The sequence below is a fragment of the Clostridium sp. C2-6-12 genome (assembly GCF_009928485.1).
GTDB lineage: Bacteria > Bacillota > Clostridia > Clostridiales > Clostridiaceae > Clostridium.
In genome coordinates, this window is sequence record NZ_JAABNP010000040.1 from 1 (window position 1) to 21,383 (window position 21,383).

The 21,383-nt window shown below is 29.4% G+C and carries 17 protein-coding genes and 1 riboswitch; of the genes, 15 read left to right on the forward strand and 2 right to left on the reverse strand.

The genetic code is table 11. The features are described 5' to 3' along the window. The first annotated feature begins 77 nt into the window (after nucleotides 1-77). From GXK56_RS23410 to GXK56_RS23430, 5 genes are all read left to right on the forward strand, one after another. Entirely contained in the window at nucleotides 78-767 is a 690-nt protein-coding gene (locus GXK56_RS23410) for a hypothetical protein (RefSeq protein WP_160692004.1), read from the forward strand. A 311-nt stretch (nucleotides 768-1,078) separates the two neighbouring features. Further along, on the forward strand, nucleotides 1,079-2,905 hold the full coding sequence (locus GXK56_RS23415; RefSeq protein WP_160692006.1) for a sugar-binding protein: 1,827 nt from the start codon (nucleotides 1,079-1,081) through the stop codon (nucleotides 2,903-2,905). Between the two features lie 142 nt (nucleotides 2,906-3,047). Next, nucleotides 3,048-3,311 carry a hypothetical protein gene (locus tag GXK56_RS28355; RefSeq protein ID WP_243156228.1) on the forward strand — a complete coding sequence of 88 codons (264 nt, stop codon included), beginning with the start codon at nucleotides 3,048-3,050 and terminating at the stop codon, nucleotides 3,309-3,311. 417 nt (nucleotides 3,312-3,728) lie between these two features. Next, nucleotides 3,729-4,340 (forward strand): hypothetical protein, encoded by a 612-nt coding sequence (locus GXK56_RS23425; RefSeq protein WP_160692008.1) that lies wholly within the window; start codon nucleotides 3,729-3,731, stop codon nucleotides 4,338-4,340. Between the two features lie 59 nt (nucleotides 4,341-4,399). Next, nucleotides 4,400-4,660 (forward strand): GNAT family N-acetyltransferase, encoded by a 261-nt coding sequence (locus tag GXK56_RS23430; protein ID WP_160692010.1) that lies wholly within the window; start codon nucleotides 4,400-4,402, stop codon nucleotides 4,658-4,660. Nucleotides 4,661-4,792: 132 nt separating this feature from the next. Here the strand turns inward: GXK56_RS23430 and GXK56_RS23435 are convergent, their stop codons facing one another. After that, nucleotides 4,793-5,587 carry an SDR family NAD(P)-dependent oxidoreductase gene (locus GXK56_RS23435; protein WP_160692012.1) on the reverse strand — a complete coding sequence of 265 codons (795 nt, stop codon included), beginning with the start codon at nucleotides 5,585-5,587 and terminating at the stop codon, nucleotides 4,793-4,795. Between the two features lie 97 nt (nucleotides 5,588-5,684). On the opposite strand from GXK56_RS23435, the gene GXK56_RS23440 reads away from it, so the two are divergent. The 8 genes from GXK56_RS23440 (at nucleotide 5,685) to GXK56_RS23475 (ending at nucleotide 15,998) form a co-directional block, all read left to right on the forward strand. Further along, nucleotides 5,685-6,086, forward strand: a complete 402-nt coding sequence (locus tag GXK56_RS23440) for a MerR family transcriptional regulator (protein ID WP_160692014.1) — start codon at nucleotides 5,685-5,687, stop codon at nucleotides 6,084-6,086. A gap of 789 nt (nucleotides 6,087-6,875) precedes the next feature. Next, complete coding sequence (gene adhE, locus GXK56_RS23445) at nucleotides 6,876-9,491, forward strand: bifunctional acetaldehyde-CoA/alcohol dehydrogenase (protein WP_160692016.1); 2,616 nt, start codon at nucleotides 6,876-6,878, stop codon at nucleotides 9,489-9,491. Nucleotides 9,492-9,668: 177 nt separating this feature from the next. Next, nucleotides 9,669-10,292, forward strand: coding sequence for a type IV secretory system conjugative DNA transfer family protein (locus tag GXK56_RS23450; protein ID WP_160692018.1), 624 nt, complete (start codon nucleotides 9,669-9,671; stop codon nucleotides 10,290-10,292). A gap of 164 nt (nucleotides 10,293-10,456) precedes the next feature. Next, nucleotides 10,457-11,506 (forward strand): methyltransferase domain-containing protein, encoded by a 1,050-nt coding sequence (locus GXK56_RS23455; RefSeq protein WP_160692020.1) that lies wholly within the window; start codon nucleotides 10,457-10,459, stop codon nucleotides 11,504-11,506. Nucleotides 11,507-11,602: 96 nt separating this feature from the next. After that, nucleotides 11,603-12,034: a GNAT family N-acetyltransferase gene (locus GXK56_RS23460; protein ID WP_160692022.1), complete on the forward strand. Its 432-nt coding sequence runs from the start codon at nucleotides 11,603-11,605 to the stop codon at nucleotides 12,032-12,034. Nucleotides 12,035-12,178: 144 nt separating this feature from the next. Beyond that, entirely contained in the window at nucleotides 12,179-13,459 is a 1,281-nt protein-coding gene (guaD, locus tag GXK56_RS23465; RefSeq protein WP_160692024.1) for a guanine deaminase, read from the forward strand. A gap of 276 nt (nucleotides 13,460-13,735) precedes the next feature. Continuing rightward, a complete protein-coding gene (locus tag GXK56_RS23470; RefSeq protein WP_279283290.1) occupies nucleotides 13,736-15,457 on the forward strand; it encodes an HD domain-containing phosphohydrolase in 1,722 nt (573 codons plus the stop codon). Nucleotides 15,458-15,617: 160 nt separating this feature from the next. Then, nucleotides 15,618-15,998: a RidA family protein gene (locus GXK56_RS23475; RefSeq protein ID WP_160692026.1), complete on the forward strand. Its 381-nt coding sequence runs from the start codon at nucleotides 15,618-15,620 to the stop codon at nucleotides 15,996-15,998. A 206-nt stretch (nucleotides 15,999-16,204) separates the two neighbouring features. Here GXK56_RS23475 and GXK56_RS23480 read toward each other — a convergent pair whose 3' ends face one another. Further along, a complete protein-coding gene (locus GXK56_RS23480; RefSeq protein WP_160692028.1) occupies nucleotides 16,205-17,272 on the reverse strand; it encodes a nitronate monooxygenase family protein in 1,068 nt (355 codons plus the stop codon). A gap of 206 nt (nucleotides 17,273-17,478) precedes the next feature. Continuing rightward, a riboswitch (SAM riboswitch) is annotated at nucleotides 17,479-17,578 on the forward strand. Nucleotides 17,579-17,751: 173 nt separating this feature from the next. Between GXK56_RS23480 and metK the strand changes: the two genes are divergently transcribed. Together metK and GXK56_RS23490 are read left to right on the forward strand one after the other, a co-directional pair. Next, nucleotides 17,752-18,927: a methionine adenosyltransferase gene (metK, locus tag GXK56_RS23485; RefSeq protein ID WP_160692030.1), complete on the forward strand. Its 1,176-nt coding sequence runs from the start codon at nucleotides 17,752-17,754 to the stop codon at nucleotides 18,925-18,927. 197 nt (nucleotides 18,928-19,124) lie between these two features. Then, entirely contained in the window at nucleotides 19,125-21,356 is a 2,232-nt protein-coding gene (locus GXK56_RS23490) for an ATP-dependent RecD-like DNA helicase (protein ID WP_160692032.1), read from the forward strand. The last annotated feature ends 27 nt before the right edge of the window (nucleotides 21,357-21,383 follow it).

The window sequence follows — 21,383 nt, forward strand, 5'->3', positions numbered from 1 at the left end:
CTATTGTATTTCCTAAGGTTGAGAAGCGCAATGTTCATATAACTTAACAGATCGTTGTAATTAATATGGAGGGAATAATGAAAAAAATTTTTGCTGTTGGTTTAATTTTTCTACTTATTACTGGATGCAGTTCTAATACAATTTCTCAAGGATCTAATTCCACAGCTGCTACTACAGATACTTCAAAAGAAAATGTAGTAATTGCTACCGATCCCCCTACTCAAACTGATAAAACTTTAACAACTGATAATGTTGAACATACAAATAAGGATAATTTAAGTTTAAATAATGTTGATGAATATTCCTTAATTTTTGATGGTGAGTATATATCATTGAATACTGCTAATTATAGCGGATTTATAAATAAGTTAGGAGCTATTAAGTCAGATAAAAAATTTAAAGTGGACTGGTCAGGAAATTATCTATGGAGAGAAAGAGAGTTTGATGGAATAACTATATGTACATTAATCGTTGATTCAAAGGAAAGTGGAGATAAAACTAAGTCAGTAACAGCATATTCCCCTAAATTTAAAACAAAAAGAAATATATCAGTTGGAGATAAATTAGAAAAGTTAACAGAAGTATATAAAAAAATGCAAATAGCAGATAAAAATAATAAAGTGGTTACCAATGGCATTACTACAACAGGGGAGTATATGTTTAATGCTGAAGGTAATTATGGTTCTACTGCCCCATATATAAGTTTTAAAGTTGATAATAGCCTTATTAAGGAAATTAGTATTGTGGTGGATGATGAGGTGGGTTAGGATTGATGGGGTGAAGTCATAACCATGGGTAAAACACTTTGTATGCTCTAATCGTATAAAGGCTTTAATTAGCTATGTCTAAAGAAATATTGAATATATAAGTTAGAGTCAAAAATAACGCTTGTAAAATTAATAATTAAAAAAGTTTTGTATGAAATTTACTGATGGGTTAATTCTCATCAGTATTATTTTTAATTGGAATATATTGACACATTTGTAAACGTTATAGTATTCTATTGATAGATAAACCATATAGCAACTAATCTTTCTTATGGTAAACGTTAAAATAAAAAAAAGGGAGTAGATGTTTTATGAAAAAAGAAAAAAAGAAGTTTGGAAAAAGTGCATTTATCATGTTGGTTGCATCTTTAGTATCTACAAATTTTCTCCTTTTACCTACTACTCGAGTCTCTGCGGCTTCAAGTAATCAAGATGGACTTGCTAAAGTATTTGTAGATGAGAAAGGATTTGATTCTCAGGGAAGAATGGTGGCTAAATTCGCATCACCTAAAATTGATGGCATAATTGATGATGTATGGAAGGATGCACCAGTTGTTAAGCCAAAATATATGTCAGAAAACATTGATACATCAGCAGAATTTAGAGCTTTATGGGATGATAAGGCTTTATATATTCTTGCACAAGTTAAAGATAAAAACTTATCTGTAAAGTCTGGAACTCCATATGCTCAAGATTCTTTAGAACTCTTTTTAGATGAGAATAACGACAAGACACATGATTATGGCATAGATGATTTGCATTTTAGAGTAAATTATGAAAATACCCAATCTGTAGATGCTGGAAATATTGAGAGGTTGTATACAAAAACTCAAATGACTCAGGATGGATATGTAATAGAAGCAAGAATTGCACTTAAGTCTGTACCTCAAAATGGTAAAGTACTTGGATTAGAATTACAGATTAATGATGCAAAGGGTACAGATAGAGTAGGTACCATTAATGTTTTTGATTCAACAGGTACTGCATGGAATGATACAAGTAAATTTGGTGGAATATTATTGACCGGCAGATCAAATAATGCTGTTAGTGGTTTGAATCCATACGATTTATTGAGTTTAATTGACAGTACTAAAAAACTTGATTTGACACAATATAAAAATGCAAATATATTAACAGATAGTATAACAGCTGCAAAGGAAGCTATTTCAAAGGAAAATGTTACTCAAAAGCAAATTGATGACAAATATACTGCTATAAAGGCAGCAATAAACAGCCTTGCACTTACTGATGAAGCAGCAAAGGTTAAACAATTCAAACCAGTTCCAAATGAATATAGGGTAAACAGTACAAAACCTGGTACAATTGAACAATTGGAATACACAGTGACTAATGAGGATAATAGTAAAATGGTTAAGAAAATGAATGTTTATCTTCCTAATGGCTATAATCCTTCTGATAATACTAAGAAGTATAATGTTTTATATCTAATGCATGGTGGCGGAGAAAATGAAACTACCATATTTGGTGGGCCTGGCGAGAATAAGGACTTAAAGAAGATTATAGATAACATGATTGCAAATGGCAATATTGAACCATTTATTGTTGTTACACCTTCATTTTATACTAATAGCAAAGATGCTGTTAAGGATACTTCCATTTTTAATAAAGAATTGATGAAGTATGTTGTACCTATGGTAGAAACTAAATACCATACCTATGCTACATCAGGAAGTTTAAATGATTTGAAAGCTTCCAGAAGCCACAGAGCATTTGGTGGATTCTCAATGGGTTCAGTAACTACTTGGTATACATTCATAAATTGCATGGACTATTTTAAATATTATATGCCATTAAGTGGTGACTGCTGGTCACTAGGACAAGGAGCTGGAGGAACAAAACCAGTTGAAACAGCACAATACCTTGCAACAGTAGCAAAAAATTCTGGTTATAAACCAACTGATTACTATGTGTTTAGTGCAACAGGTGCCAAGGATATAGCTTATCCTAACTTGAAACCTCAAGTTGATGCTATGATTAAATTAAAGGATAGTTTTATCTATTCAGCCGATACAACTAAAGGAAATTTCTATTTCATCGTAAGCCCTGATGGAACACATGCTTGGAATTGGGTAGATCAGTACGTTTACGACATATTGCCAGATTTGTTTAAAAACTAGGATAGTTGTATTTATAAATCATAAAACATGAATCATAATACTTAATAATTCTACACGCAAAGCTAATGCAATGCGTGTTTTTTGTATTATGTATATAATATTATTATGTGAAAAGATTAGATTGATAGAAATGAGGAAATTTATGATTAAAAATAATATAATGGCGTTATTTTGGTATGTTATCTTGAGAATTTTAACCTTCTTTTCTAATTTTGTTATTGGCTTTAATTCTTCTAAAGCTAAATCAGAACAAGATATTATAAATAGAATGAAATTTGAACAAACAAAAATGTGGATTATTTTTATTTTGGGGATAATTTCATATTATATATTTGCAAGGTTTATTTTAAAAGATCAAGGTAGTAGGTTAAAAATATATTATCTGTTAGCTTTATATTCATATTAGGGGTAATTTTATGTATTGGGTTATCTTTGGGATATCACAATTTTGAAGGTAGTTATTACTTTTATACATCAGCTTTTTCGCCAATATTTCCTAGATATAGTAAAGATGGTGGACTACTTTTACAATTACCTTACACCATATTTGCTTGTATACTTATGGGTTTTTCAATAAGAAATACTAAGTAAAAGGATTTGATTTACTAATGATAAGGTCAACCGTACCAGAAATAAATGCGAACTTTATTTTTGCTAAAATCATATATAGAATACTTAGGATTAACTTACCATATAGGAATAAATATGGTAAGTTTTGTTTTAATTGTATATAATATATACAGGTTATTGGGTAGTAAATAGAGGTGTAGAAAAAAATTTTACCATATTATCAATAGAATTGATCTTTATGAGGAGGAGAAAAATGAAAAAAATTGATTTTAAAAGTGTATTTATAGGATTGGTTATTGGAATAATTGGAGTGTCTGCAGTTTTTTCAGTAGTTTGGAAAGCATCAGCAACAACTAATGAAAAAAATTCTATAACAGTTACTACAGACACAAAAATAGCATCATCAACTAGAGAGGGAAAAGATACAGCTACAACAGGAGAAGGGATAAAGGAAGCAGTCATTAATAATAGTAAAGTATATTTTAATGGTAAGGAGATTGAATTAAAAAAGCCTTTAGTTACCATTAAGAAGGATGGAGATTCTGAACCTCAATTATATATGCCAATGGACGAATTGTTAGAATATATGTATTTCAAAGTTGAATGGAATAGCAAAGACAATTCAGTGTACTTAACTATGGGACAAAATAATCAAGAAAACAAAGAGATTGCACCTGATATTTCAGCAAATGAAGCAGATGAAGAAGCTATAGAAACCATACAGAAAACAGGAAACTGGAAGTATATTGAAAAATATATCCCACATATGTCTGCTGATGGTATTAAAAAAGTTGTAGATATATATAATTCAAAGCATATAGAACCATCCCAACATAAAAATGCATCAGATTATATAAAGAACTAAATTTGATATTAATATATAAAATAACCAATTAAGAATAATAAACAGGTGAAAAAACTAATATGATAATTGCAAGTATATATTATACGATTTGTTTATTTTTTCAATTTATAAAGAAGACAGCAACTTTATCTATTGCATTAACAGAAGATATTTATAAAGGAAAGGGTTATGGAACTGCTGTAGAAAAGTCAATGTTAAACTATGGAATTTATAGATTAAATTTTCAAACTATATATGCAGATACTGTTTTAAGAAATACTTGTAGTGAACATGTTCCAAAAAAAATAGGATTTGAATATCAAATTAATAATATTCATTAAAAGGTAACTAAACTCAATTTGGATTTAGTTACCTTTAATTTTGCAGCATTTTTAGCATTTTGCTCTGACAAGTCCAAAAGAAAAAAAGAAGAACCTATAAATATAGATGCTTCTTTGATTATATATATAATTTTACAATTCACAACAGCTTTGGTTATTTTGTGGATTTCCTGAATAATTAAATAGTGGAGAACTTAATTCAAATTCAAAAGATTCTCTATTAACTATTCCAACCACTTCATCACTATCATATAGTTTTAGTAAAAAATCAGCCATTTCTCTGCTAGTATGATAAGTACCAAAAGACTTATCATAATCATATTTTCTTACATCATTAGCTATATTTCCAAAATTAGTTTTTGTAGCTGCTGGCGCTAACACCTTTGCTTGTAGTTTTGAATTACAAGCTTTTAATTCTCTTGCCAATCCTTCAGTAAACACACTTACAAAGAATTTACTTGCACAATAGGTAACGGCATTTGGGACAATAATATATCCGCCACTAGAAGAAATGTTTATAAGTTGTGTATTAGCAATATCCTTGTAGTCATGTACAAATAGCGAGGATAATACTACTAAAGCGTCTATATTCAATCGAAGCATAGATTCAACTTTTTCTAAATTTTGATCTGCTACACTAGAATAATTACCAAAGCCAGCATTATTAATTAGCGTTTCAATACAATATGGCTTAAGATCTTCGTAAAGGTCATGTACATTTGATATTACAGATAAATCAACGCATTTAACTATTACATTTACTGATGGAGCTTCATGTAAAATTTCTTCTTTTAACTTTTCTAGATTTTCCTTACTACGAGCAACTATAACTAAATTCTTGCCACGCCTTGCAAATGCCTTTGCCACTTCATATCCTATCCCTGAACTCGCACCTGTAATTACTGTATATTTTACTTTTTCATTCATTTGAATCACTCCCATTTTTATGATATATTGGAATTATATAATGTGGAGTTAACTCCAGGTCAAGTAATAAATTTCATGCTTACAAGGAGATATAAAAATGAATTATTCAATAGGAGAATTTTCTAAGATTACTAACCTAAGCATAGATACTTTACGATACTATGAAAAAGAAGGTTTGATTTCCCCAGAGCGTAAAGATAATGGCAGACGTTATTATAATGAAAATGATGTAATATGGTTAGAATTTATAAAACGATTGAAAGAAACTAAAATGCCAATTAAGGAAATTCAGAAATATTCAAAACTACGAGCTATTGGAGATGTTACAATGGGTGAAAGAATGGATATGCTCATAAAGCATAGAACTGAGTTAGAAAAAGAAATTATTAAAGCTAATGAAAATCTTCAAAAATTAAATGATAAAATTGCTTTTTATAAAGCAGCAATAGATGAAAAAAGTGAATCTAAATTTGAAAGAAATCACCTTAATATTGAATAATTCAACGATAGATATATGTAAAACTTTAAATAAAACCTTAAATGATTTATTTTGGGAGGAAGGATTATAAATAAAGTTATAAAATACGTATTGCTGAATCTTTTTGCTTTAAAATTGGTTACTAAAGAGTGGGAGACACAAATTGTAGAAAAGGATTATTTTATCTATATGAAAAGAAAATATAATAGAGGTAGCACTTTGTGTATATATTATTGAAAGGATACACAATTAAGCTCAATTAAAAATCATGAATGAAAGTAGGAAAAATCTAAAATCATTTATGATTTTTTTACTTTAAAACTGTCAACAAAAACATAACAATGTTTTGAACTTATATAAATTGAATTGACAGATAATTTAAACTATTATAACAATAGAAATAATTTTTATTTCTAAAGAGAATTTATAAATAATTAAATGATTTTTTATAAAATTGAATGTTAAAAAATTAACGTTTGTGATTTTTATTGTCAATGATTATTTTAATAAATTTAAACAGTAACAATATATAAATACGAAAATGCAGTTTAATAAATTTAATTTATTGATATATCTAAATAAAAGTAGGAAATATATTTTTATTTAGTATGTATTGAAATAAATAATTACGCATATATTTGTTAAATAAATAACAAATATATTGCAAAGGCATACAATATTAAATTATTAATAAAAATAGAGATCTAGAAAAAATTAAGATATTTTAATAAGCAAAACACTAGATACTTCTAGTTTCTGCTATTTAAATAAATTAAATATATTTTTAAAAGATGAAAGTGGGGTAATTTTATGAAAGTTAGTAATTCAGAGGAATTAAAGAAAAAAATCGAGCAGATAAGAGAAGCACAAAAGAAATTTGCAAAGTTTTCACAAGAGCAAGTTGATAAAATTTTTAGAGAAGCAGCTATGGCAGCACTTAATGAGAGAATTCCTCTTGCTAAAATGGCAGTAGAAGAAACTCGTATGGGAGTATTTGAGGATAAGGTTATTAAAAATCATTTAGCTTCCGAGTATGTTTATAATAAATATAAAAATGAAAAGACTTGTGGCATCTTAGAAACTGATGATGCTTTTGGTATTACAAAGGTTGCTGAACCAATTGGAGTTGTTGCAGCTATAGTTCCAACAACAAATCCAACTTCAACAGCTATATTTAAATCTTTAATATCTCTAAAAACTAGAAATGGTGTGATTTTTTCACCACATCCTAGAGCTAAAAAATCAACTATAGCTGCGGCCAAGGTAATACTTGATGCAGCAGTTAAAGCGGGTGCACCAGAAAACATAATTGGCTGGATAGATGAACCATCAATAGAGCTTTCACAAATAGTTATGAAAGAAGCTGATATTATTTTAGCAACAGGTGGTCCTGCATTAGTTAAGGCAGCTTATTCTTCAGGTAAGCCAGCAATTGGTGTTGGTGCTGGAAATACACCAGTTATTATTGATGAAACAGCACATATTAAAATGGCTGTTAATTCAATACTTTTATCAAAGACTTTTGATAATGGAGTTATCTGTGCTTCAGAGCAAGCTGTTGTTGTAATTGATGATATATATAATGAAGTAAAAAATGAATTTATAGATAGAGGGGCTTATTTTTTAAAGGGCGATGAAGTTGATAAAATTAGAAAAACAATAATGATTAATGGTTCTGTAAATCCAGATATTGTAGGACAAAGTGCTTATAAAATAGCTCAATTAGCAGGAATTAAAGTTTCAGAAGCAACTAAGGTATTAATTGGTGAAGTTGAGTTAATTGGACCAGAGGAGCCCTTATCGCATGAAAAGTTATCTCCAGTTTTAGCTATGTACAAAGTGAAAAATTTTGATGAAGCTCTAGATAAAGCTGCTAAACTTCTAGCTTATGGTGGAATGGGACATACTTCTGTTTTATATACAGATGAATTATTAAGCAAAGATAGAATTGAAAGCTTTGGTGCAGCTATGAAGACATCAAGAACTTTCGTTAACATGCCAGCTTCACATGGTGCAGCAGGTGATACCTATAACTTTAAAGTAGCACCTTCCTTCACATTAGGCTGTGGCTCTTGGGGTGGAAACTCAGTATCAGAAAATGTTGGCGTTAAGCATTTATTAAATGTTAAGAGTGTTGCGAGAAGGAGAGAAAATATGCTTTGGTTTAGGGTTCCAGAAAGAATTTACTTTAAATATGGCTGTTTAGGTATGGCTTTAGAAGAATTAAAAGACATGAATCGTAAAAAAGCCTATATAGTAACTGATAAAGTTTTATATGATTTAGGAGTTTTAGATAATGTGACGAAGGTATTAGAACAAATCGGTGTGGATTATAGAATATTCTATGATGTACAACCAGATCCAACCCTTGAAAGTGCAAGAAAAGGTGCTAGGGAAATGCTTAATTTTGAACCTGATACTATAATTGCAGTTGGTGGTGGTTCACCAATGGATGCTGCTAAAATCATGTGGGTTCTTTATGAACAGCCAGAGGTGGCTTTTGAAGATTTAGCAATGATTTTTATGGACATTAGAAAGAGAATCTATAATATGCCTAAGATTGGTAAAAAGGCTACATTTGTAGCGGTACCAACTTCAGCAGGTACTGGTTCAGAAGTAACTCCATTTGCAGTTATTACAGATGAAAAGACTGGGGTAAAATACCCATTGGCAGATTATCAGTTAACTCCTGGTATGGCTATAATTGATGCTGAATTAATGATGAATATGCCAAAAGGATTAACAGCAGCATCAGGAATTGATGCCTTAACACATGCAATTGAAGCTTATGTATCAGTACTTGCTTCAGAGTATACTAATGGTTTAGCTTTGGAAGCTGCAAGATTGATATTTAAGTATTTACCATTAGCATATACAGAAGGAAAAACAAATATAAAAGCTAGGGAAAAAATGGCTCATGCATCAACAATGGCAGGTATGGCCTTTGCTAATGCATTCTTAGGAGTATGTCACTCCATGGCACATAAGTTAGGGGCAGAGCACCATGTACCACATGGAATTGCAAATGCATTATTAATTAATGAAGTAATAAAATTCAATTCAGCAGAAGATCCAAGAAAGCAAACTGCCTTCCCACAATATAAATATCCAAATGCTAAATCTAGATATGCAAAGCTAGCTGATTATTTAGATTTAGGTGGAGAAACAGAGGAAGAAAAGATTGAAGCATTAATCAAGGCTATAGATGAATTAAAAATGAAGTTAAATCTTCCAATGACAATTAAGGAAGCAGGAGTATCAGAAAAGAAATTCTATGCAACTTTAGATAAGATGTCTGAATTATCTTTTGATGATTTGTGCACAGGAGCTAACCCAAGATATCCATTAATAAGTGAAATAAAGCAAATGTTTATTAGTACTTTTGACAAACCAGAAGATAAACAAGAAGTAGTAACAACAAAATAATAATTTATATTTATAATTAAGTCTAAAATCGTGTTCATTGAATAAAGTAAATGGATACGATTTTACTTTTTACTAATACCATTTTAATGTTCAATATAGTATACTATATTAAGTAAAATATGTTAGTAATTTTGTTGATAATATATATGAACAATTTAGAATAGGGGGACATTTTCTATGTTAAAACAACCATTATCTCAGCTTGTTTCAGATTATGAAGGCTACTATGCTACTGCATTAGATAGTGAACTTTATAATTATAATGTAATAGATACTTTTGATGAGCTTTTACAAAAGTCAATATATAGTGATTATAGGTCTAAAGTAAGTAAAAATAAATCTAATGATGATTGTGTGGACAGTAGTTCATTTTCAAATATGAATAATTACTGTAAGACCAATAATGTTCAAAGTGTTTTATTAAAAAGTACAAAATTTGAAGAGTTATTAAAAGCAATGTATCATCCACAACAAATTAGCTTAATAACAGGATTTGCTCCTATACGAATATATGATACTTGCTTGCGTTTGGGTATTAATACAGGTGTGATTTTAAATAAAGATAGTGGAGCTAAGAAGGATATAGTTTTACCTGATTATATTTATATTCTTAATGAGTCACAAAATGGAGCAAAAAACTTATTTGAAAGTTTAAATAGACCTTATATACTTAAATATCATACTTGGGATGATAAAAAAGAATTTCCTTATCTTGAACTTGAGGATTTTCCTGAAGAATTAAATAAACTTTTACCTTATCATTTAGAAAACTTTTTGGCTATATATGAAGATCAATTATAAAATTTAGAATAAATTTAGAGTTAATAACTGTAAAAGTACCATTTATTATGGTGCTTTTATTTTATATACGTTATTTATGATTAACATTAAAAATTATCAAAACAAGGCATTGACTTTAGCCTTAGGCGAAGGTTTAAAATGATTTTGAAGGGAAGGCGATGTTAATGAAGGAATTTTATAATGTAAATGAAGTGGCTAAAATGTTCAGTATAGCTACAAATAAAATTAGATATTATGAAGAAAAAGGATTAATAAAGCCCTTAAGAGATGATAATAGCGATTATAGAAAATTTACTGAAGAGGATATTTTAAGGCTTCAAGCAATTTTATTATATAGATGCATAGGATTATCAATAAAAGATATTAAAGATATTTTAGATGATAGCAGCAATAGTAATTATTTGAATCATTTTAATAAACAGTGGGAAATCGTCAATGATGAGCTTCATAAATTAATAAATGTAAGAGATTCTATTGGGACAATAATAGATAAGCTATATGAAAGCAACAATGATAAATTTAGTGATAATATTTTACACATCATTGAGAGTACAAAGAAGTTAAATGAGCTTAGAGATAATTGGAAGGATAAATGGAGCTTTGACAGCTGGGCTAGCTCATACGATGAAGATGTAGCTAAAGATATATCAGGTGTAAAAATGTATAAAAATTATAATCATATATTGGATGAAGTATTTAAAGCAGCTACTAATATAAATAAAAAAGATTTATCAATATTAGACATTGGCGTTGGGACTGGTAACTTGGCTGGAAGATTTCTAGAAGAAAACTATGATGTTGTGGGGATAGACCAATCAAGGGAAATGCTTAATGTGGCGAAGCAAAAATATCCTAAGTTAAAAGTAAGATTAGGAGAATTTTTAAAGATTCCTTTCAATGATAAATCTTTTGATGTTATAGTATCAACTTATGCATTTCATCATTTAAATAATGAACAAAAAGTTATGGCTATAAAAGAAATGCTTAGAGTATTAAAAGATCAAGGTAAAATTGTAATTGGAGATTTGATGTTTGAAGATGATAAGGATAGAAAAGACATCATGAGTAAATTATCAGCTAAGCAAATTGAGGAAATAGAGGATGAATATTATTCAAATGTAGATTTTCTAATTATTGAATTTAAAAAATTAAATAAAAAGTTAAAATATACTAAAATGGATTATATAAATTATGTAATAGAAATATCTGAATAAATAAATTATTAGTTAGGTAATGGCTTGAAAGAATGCAGTAGTCATAGTATTTTATATACAGAGGCTTAATATTAATTATGATTGGGGAGTTGGGCTGTGGATATAAGAAAAATGACTATTGATGATTATGAAAATATATATGAGCTTTGGATGAATACATCTGGAATGGGTATGAGAAGTGTAGATGATTCAAAAGAAGGTATTGAAAAATATCTTAATAGAAATCCTGAAACCTGCTTTGTTGCAGAAGTTGAAAATGAAATTGTTGGCGTGATTTTAAGCGGACATGATGGACGTAGAGGTTACATATATCATACATCTGTCAAGGAAACAACACGTAAAAACGGAGTTGGTAAAGCTCTTGTAAATGCGGCAATGGAAGCATTAAAGGCAGAAGGAATTAATAAAGTTGCATTGGTGGCTTTTAATACAAATGAATTAGGAAATTCTTTTTGGGAAGCAGAAGGCTTTGAGGAAAGAAAAGATTTAGTATATAGAAATAAGAGTCTTAATAATAACAATAAGTAGTAATATTAATTTTAGAGTGAACTAGGAGTTTTATGCCTAGTTCTTTATTTATATAGTTATTTAGGGATTTCAAAACCTTGACGAGGATATTTAAGAGATTTATTATAATATGTACAAAACTAATAATTACAAGGGGTTGAATATATGAATTGTTCTAAGAACAACATTGAGGTATTAAAAGGTAATATTGTATATACAAAAACTAGTGAGGCATTTAATATAGTTGAAAATGGATATATAGTTGTAAAAGATAATTGTGTTGAAGGGGTATATGACAAATTACCAGAAAAATATACGCAGATATCAGTAAAGGATTATGGAAATAAACTTATAATTCCTGGATTTGTTGATTTACATACCCATGCACCTCAATATGCAATAAAGGGAATAGGTTACGATAAGGAGCTTATACCATGGCTTGAAACCTATACTTTCCCAGAGGAAGCAAAGTTTAAAGATAAAGCTTATGCTGAAAAAATATATAAAGAATTTGTTGATGAATTATATGATCAAGGTACAACAAGAGCAGTTATATTTGGAACAATTCATGAAGAATCTACAAAAATTTTAATGGACTTACTTGAGGAAAAGGGAATTTCTTCATATGTAGGAAAGGTAAATATGGATAGAAATTGCCCAGATACGCTAAGAGAAGATAGTGATGATTCAATTAAGAAGACTATTAAATGGATAGAAAATTGTAGTGGAAAATATAAATTTGTAAAACCAATATTAACTCCAAGATTTGTGCCAAGCTGTACTGGATATTTAATGGAGAAATTAGGAGATATAGCTGAAAAGCATAATCTTCCAGTTCAATCTCATTTGTCAGAAAATCCATCAGAAATTCAATGGGTTAAAGAGCTGCATCCAGATTGTAAAAATTATGGTGATGTATATGATAAATATAAATTGTTTGGACAGACTAAGACTGTAATGGCTCACTGTGTTCATTTAACTGATGAAGAAATAGCTACAATTAATAAAAATGGAGTGGTTATAGCACATTGTCCAACTTCTAATGTAAATTTATCTAGTGGAATATCACCAATAAGCAGGTTATTAAAGAAAAATGTAGAAATAGGACTTGGCTCAGATATATCAGGTGGCGAAACTTTAAATATGTTTGCTGTAATGGCTAGTACAATAAGAATGTCAAAATTAAGAGCTGTTTGTTTTCAAGAGGAAGAAAAACCTTTAACAATTCCAGAAGTATTTTATTTGGCTACTAAAGGTGGAGGAAAATTTTTTGGTAAGGTTGGAAGTTTTGAAGAAGGTTATGAATTTGATGCTTTAGTGATAGATGATTCTAATTTATGGAAGGTTAGTCAGGGAAATATAGAAGAGCGGATAGAAAGATTAATATATTTTGGCGGTAAGGAAAATATAATTAATAAATATTTATGTGGAAAAGTATCAAATTAACATTATAATGCGGGTTTAAATGTGTTATACTTTAATTGCGAGAAAAATGTGAATAATTAGATTATTTTCATATATATAGTCTAATGTTAGAGAAAAAAATTTGTAATACATATAAATATTAAATACAATTTAATTAACATTAGCCCATGGCGTAATTATGAAATGCATATTAAAAAGTATTTAAAGGCTTTAAGATTGAAAGGATTGATACTAATGAAGGATTTTGAGTATTAGAAAATATTAAATAAAGCACCTTTTGGATATGCATTACATAAAATATTTCTAAATGAACACGGAGTCCCAGAGGATTTTGAATATATAGAAATAAATGATGCCTTCGAAAAAATTATGAAATTAAATAGAAGTGAAATCATAGGAAGAAGGATTACAGAAATATTCCCAACAATAAGAGATAATAAATTTGATTGTATAAGTCATTATGGGGATATTACTATAAGTGGTTCGGAACGTGAATTTGAGCAATATTTGGAAGAACTTAAAGGTTGGTATAAGATTAAAATATATTCTCCAAGTAAAGATTATTTCATTACTTATTTAAATGATATAGGAAATGAAATAAAGGAAAGAGAGTTATTTAAAAGTATTTTATTATCAATAGACGAAGGCATAATAGCAACGAATTTGCATGGAAAGATTGTCAGTATGAATAAAACTGGTGAGAGATTAACACAATGGAAAGAAAAAGATATATTAAATTTAAATATATTTGATGTTTTTAAAATTTGTGATCATAATGATGAAAATAAAATTACCAAAGGTATATTAGAGCTTATACAAAATGGTGAAAGTATAAAAAATGAAGAAAATATGCTGCTAAAATCAAAAACAGGCATAGATATTCCTATAGTATATGATATTTCTCCGGTTAAAGATAGTGAAGGCAAAATATATGGTATGGTAATTAATTTTAGAGATATATCGGAAAAAATTGCTAAAGATAAAGAAATAGATTATATAACTTATCATGATGGATTAACAGGTGTATATAATCGTAATTTTTTTAATGAGAAAATCAAAAATATTGATTTAGAAGAAAACTTACCACTTTCCATAATTATGGGAGATGTGAATGGATTAAAACTAACTAATGATGCATTTGGCCATTTAATGGGAGATAAATTACTTTTGTCTGCAGCTAATATAATGAAGAGAGTATGTAGAGATAGTGATATTATTGTAAGATGGGGTGGTGATGAATTTATAATTTTATTGCCAAAAACTAAAGCGGAAGATGTAGAGGTAATTAGTGAAAGAATAAAGAGCGAGTGTATAAAAGAAAATGTAGATCTCTTAAATATATCGATTTCATTAGGCTATGACACTAAAGTTAATAAAGATGAAGATATAATGAAATCAGTTACTAATGCAGAAGAAATGATGTATAAAATAAAAATGTTAGAAAGTAAAAGTGTAAAAAGCAGAACATTAAAAATAATTATTAATACATTATGTGAAAAAAGTGAACAAAATGATATGCACTCAAAGTCAGTAAGTAAAATATGCAAGCGAATTGGTCAAGCTATGGGAATGTCTAAGGAAAAAATTTCAGAATTAGAGATTTTGGGAGAAATTCATGACATAGGAAAAATAGGGGTGAGTGAAAGCATTTTAAATAAATTGGAACCGCTTAATAATAAGGAATGGGAGGAAATAAGAAAACATCCACAAGTAGGATATCATATTGTTTCTTCCTCAAGTGATATATCATTTTTAGGGGAGAGTATTCTTGCGCATCAAGAATGGTATGATGGTTCAGGGTATCCAAAGGGACTTAAAGGTGAAGAAATTCCTTTAATGGCAAGAATTTTATCAATTGCGGATGCTTATGATGCAATGGTTAGTTACAGACCATATAGAAAATCTCGTACAAAAGATGAAGCAATTGAAGAATTGAAAAAATATTCAGGGAGTCAATTTGATCCTAAGTTAATAGAAATATTTATAAACAAAGTTGCGAAAAAATTGTATATAAAATAATAAGGTGATACAATTGAATAAAATTAATGACTATATAATACTGAAAGATTAACATTTTATAGTTATTAACCAGAAGTGATTTAATCACTTTAGCTAAGAAGATGGCATTTCAAAAAGTACATAAATGCAATAAGTAAATTAATTGGGGAGGAATTTAAGAATGTTAAAAGTAACAAACACAGAAAAAGCACCAGCAGCTATTGGACCATATTCTCAAGCAGTGAGTTTTGGAGATTTATTATTTACTTCAGGTCAAATAGCTTTAGATCCAGCAACAGGAGAAGTAGTAGGAACAACTATAGAAGAACAAACTGAACAAGTCATGAAAAATATTTCAGCTATTTTAGAAGCAAATAACATTGATTTTAATAATGTTATTAAAACTACATGCTTTATTGCTGAAATGGCTGATTTTGCTAAGTTTAATGAAGTTTATGCTAAATATTTTGTAAGTAAACCAGCACGTTCTTGTGTTGCAGTAAAAGAACTTCCAAAGGCTGTTTTATGTGAAGTTGAAGTAATTGCTTATAAAAATGCATAATTATCATATTTTGTAGTTTTGCATAATAAATATTTATAAAGAATACATATTAGAATTATGTAAATAAAAAATGGACTGTTATTAAAGATGCTTTTTACAAGGTAATCTTTATTACAGTCCATTTTCTTATATAATTTTAAGAATTACAGAGAAATTCTATAATAAACTCTTAATTCTTAGCTTTTACTTCTTACTTATTAAATGATTTAAGCCTTTTTTATTTCAGAAACTAATTCATCCATAAGTTCTTGAACAGTAGTCATTTTTGTAAGTCTGCTTGCATTTTCTCCACAGAAGATAAGACCTTCATCAATATTTCCGTTTACAGCATTTATTAAAGCTTTGCTAATGCAGTAAGGAGTATTAGCAGGATTACAAGGTGTTAAACAGTTATAACAGTGAGTTATCTTTTCCCTTTCAACAAGAGTTCTTTTAACAAAAGGATTTCTAATAGCACGTCCAGGCATTCCTACAGGACTTTTAACTATTTGGACATCGTCTTTTGTGCAATTTATATATGCATCCTTAAAGGCTTGAGAAGCATCACATTCTTCAGTTACAACAAATCTTGTTGCCATTTGAACACCACTTGCACCTAATTTTAGATATTTTGCAATATCATATCCATCGAATACTCCACCAGCAACTACAACAGGGATTTCTTTGTTGTACTTTTCAGCGTATTTTTTTGTTTCATCTATTATATCTGTAACAGTTTTATCAAAATCAAAATTTTCATCTTCAAGCTCATCAACTTTAAAGCCTAAATGTCCTCCAGCTTTTGGACCTTCAATTACAACAAGGTCTGGAGCTATATTATCATGTTTATCCCAAAGCTTCAATATTACCTTTGCTGCTTTTAAAGTAGAAACAATAGGTGCTATTTTTACTGAAGAATCCTTTACTAATTTAGGTAACATAGTAGGAAGACCAGCACCAGATATTATTAAATCAACACCAGCTTCTATAGCAGTTTTTATATGTTCATCATAGTTATTAGTTGCAACCATTGCATTAATTCCGATTATTCCATTAACTGCTTTAGATTTTGCAAGTTCAATATGTTTCTTTAAAGCTCTTAAGTTTGCTTCTAATGGACTCTTTTCAAAGTCATCCTCTTTATAACCAAGCTGAGCAGCAGAAATTATTCCAATTCCACCAGCTTTAGCAACTGCAGCAGCTAAGTTAGAAGATGAAACGCCAATTCCCATTCCTCCTTGAATAATAGGAATAGGAGCAATTAAATTTCCAATTTTAAGTGGATTAAAATTCATTTTACATATATCCTTTCACAAGAAATTTTCAAATTTTTAAGTTTTTAGATTTTCAAAATAAAAAATACTTTGATTATCAAAGTATTTATTTTATTATAGAATAACATTCTTACTTAAACAAGTGAAATTTAAAAAAATACTGTTTTTATTGTATTGACTAATTAGAAATCCTGTGATACTATATGTTTGAAAATTAAATTATGTAACTCTTATCAAGAGAGGTGGAGGGAAAGGGCCCTGTGAAACCCGGCAACCTGTATTATATAAGGTGCCAATTCCTGTAGATATATTTCTACAAGATAAGAAAAGTATTGCCGAAATTGCGCTCTTCTTATCGAAGAGCTTTTTTATTTTGGTAAAACTATCTGAAGGTATATGAAGCTTCGGATATAGTGCTTGTCAATTAGATGTATATTTTTCAGTAGTATGAAAATGATACACAAAGTGTGATGGAGAGTTATTTCGGGAGGAGAAAAGAAATGAGAAGATTATTTACTTCAGAATCAGTTACAGAAGGTCATCCAGATAAGATGTGTGACCAAATTTCAGATGGTGTATTAGATGCGATTTTAGCACAAGATCCACTTGCGAGAGTTGCCTGCGAAACTTGTACAACTACAGGTATGGTAATGGTAATGGGAGAAATAACAACAAATTGTTATGTTGATATTCCAAAGGTTGTTAGAGAAACAATAAGAGAAATAGGTTATGATAGAGCTAAATATGGATTTGACTGTGATACTTGCTCAGTATTAACTGCAATAGATGAACAATCAGCAGATATTGCTATGGGTGTAAATGAAGCGCTTGAATCAAGAGAAGGTCAAAAAGATGAAGTTGAAGCTGTTGGAGCTGGAGACCAAGGGATGATGTTTGGTTTTGCTACTAACGAAACAGATGCTTATATGCCTCTTCCAGTATTTATGGCTCATAAGTTATCAAGAAGACTTACAGAAGTAAGAAAGAATGGTACATTAGATTACTTAAGACCAGATGGAAAGACTCAAGTTACAGTTGAATATGAAGATAATACACCAAAGAGAATTGATACTATAGTTATTTCAACACAACATGATGAAATAGTTTCGCTGCAACAAATTAAAGAAGATGTTAAGAAATATATCATTGATGAAGTTGTTCCAGCTGAATTATTAGATGATAAAACTAGATACTTCATTAACCCAACAGGAAGATTCGTTGTTGGAGGACCTCAAGGAGATTCTGGTTTAACTGGAAGAAAGATAATTGTTGATACTTATGGTGGATATGGAAGACACGGCGGTGGAGCTTTCTCAGGAAAAGATCCAACTAAGGTTGATAGATCAGCTGCATATGCTGCAAGATGGGTAGCTAAGAACTTAGTTGCTGCAGGTGCTGCAGATAAATTAGAAATACAATTAGCATATGCTATAGGTGTTGCTAAACCAGTTTCAATTGAAGTAGAAACTTTTGGAACAGGAAAAGTTGATGAAGATAAGATTGTTGAAATAGTAGAAAAAGTATTCGACTTAAGACCAGGAGCTATTATAAGAGATCTTGACTTAAGAAGACCAATCTACAAACAAACAGCTGCTTATGGACATTTTGGTAGAAATGATCTTAACTTACCATGGGAACAATTAAATAAAGTAGAAGAAATTAAGAAATATCTATAATATGATATTAGCTGCCTCAGATTATTTTGAGGCAGCTTTTTTATGGTAAATTATAAATTAACATAAAAAGTGCATCATGGCGTGTCACTTTTGATTATTATATAATGTATTATGGTATAATTGAAAATAAAAGTGAATTTATAATGTTTATAAATTTAAATAGCAAATAATTATTTTAAAGATTTGGAGAGATTCTAATGGAAGTCCTAAATGGTTTTGTTGAGAATATTGTTTTTAAAAGTGAAGATACTGGTTATGTTGTTTGCAGAATTAGAACTGACAAAGATTTAGTTAGTGCTGTAGGTACTGTTCCTTTTATAAAGGAAGGCCAAAATGTAAAATTAACAGGCTACTGGACCGTGCATAAGCAGTTTGGAAATCAATTTAATATTCAGGATTATGAAGAAGTTATGCCAAATTCTTTAGATGGAATAGAAAAATATTTAAGTGCAGGAATTATTAATGGAATTGGCCCAGTAACGGCTAAGAAAATAATACAGCGTTTTGGTGAGGAAACTTTGGATATAATGGAAAATCACATAGAACGTTTAATGGAGATAGAAGGCGTAGGAGAAAAAAAGTTTCAAATTATATATGAATCTTATATAGAGCAGCAAGGGCTTAAAGATATTGTATTATATTTTGGGAAACATGGAGTTACAAATAATCAATGTATTAAGATTTATAAAAAATTTGGTCCTAATGCAAAACAAATAGTATCTAATAATCCATATATATTGAGTGAAGAAATTTCAGGTATTGGTTTTAGGACTGCAGATAGAATTGCAATGAGCATTGGAGTAGAAAAAGCTTCAGAATTTAGAATTCAAAGTGCTATTAAATATGTAATGAATCAATTTTGCTCTTCAGGAAATACATATATGCCTAAAAACAATATAATAGAAGAATGTGAAAAAATAATATTAATACCTAAAGATTTAATTGAAAAAAATATATATGATATGGCAGCTCAGCAAAAAATAGTTCTTGAAAAAGTAAATGATAGTGAAGTTGGATTTTTACTTCAATATTATTATTGTGAACTTGGAGTAACCAGTAAGATAATAACTTTAGGACTGCAGCAAGTACCAACCATAAATTCAGATGTTGACTTTGAAATAGGAGTTTTTGAAAATGAGCATGAGATAGAATTTGCGCCATCTCAAAGGGAGGCAATAGCAGGTGCCTTTAATAATGGTATAGAAATAATTACTGGAGGACCAGGAACAGGTAAGACTACAATAATTAGAGCTATAATTCATATTTATGAAAATAATGGTATGAAAGTAATACTAGGGGCTCCTACAGGAAGAGCTGCAAAGAGAATGACTGAATCTACCGGAAGAGAAGCTAAAACAATTCATAGACTTCTAGAAATGGGAGTTTCAGACGATGATGAATCTGTATTTGAAAAGGGAGAAGCATCACCTTTAGATTGTGATGTGATAATAATCGACGAAGCATCTATGATCGACATAATGCTAATGCAAAGTCTGCTTAAGGCAATAAAACTTGGAACTAGATTGATAATAGTTGGGGACGTTGATCAGCTACCATCGGTTGGTCCAGGTAATGTATTAAAAGACCTCATAGAAAGTGAATACATAAAAGTAGTAAGATTAAAAGAGATATTCAGACAGGGAAAAGAAAGCTTAATTGTTGTAAATGCGCATAAGATAAATCAAGGGGAAATGCCTGTCTTAAATCAAAAAGATAAAGATTTCTTCTTTATTAATGAAAATGATCAGGATAAAATTTTAAATACTATAATAGATTTAATGAATAGAAGACTTCCTAAATTTAATGAGTCATGGGATAAATTAAAAGATATTCAAGTGTTGACTCCTATGAGAAAAGGTGTATTAGGAGTTAATAATTTAAATATAAGGCTTCAGGAAATATTTAATCCACCCAAAAAGGATAAAAAAGAAAGAACTTCTCGAGATATGATTTTTAGAGAAGGCGATAAAGTAATGCAGACAAAGAACAATTATAGCTTAAAATGGATTAGAATCAATGGATTTGGAGACGATAATGAAGGCGTAGGAGTTTTTAACGGAGATTTAGGCTTTATTGAGAGCATTGATGAGGAATCTAAGGTTTTAACTATTGTATTTGATGATGAAAGAAAGGTTATTTATGATTTTAATACCTTAGATGAGCTAGAATTAGCCTATGCAACTACAATTCACAAGAGTCAAGGAAGTGAATTTAAGGTAGTAATTCTTCCTGTATTTATGGGTTCACCTTTTTTAATGAATAGAAATTTATTATATACAGGTATTACAAGAGCAAAGCAGCTCGTGGTAGTAGTTGGTTTTCAAAAAGCATTAATGTATATGATTAATAATACTAACAGTATAGAAAGATATTCAGCTTTGAAACATAGAATTAAAGATATAATAACTAAAGAAGAGTTTGAAGATTAAGGAGAGAATTTAAAAGAAGTTATTTTC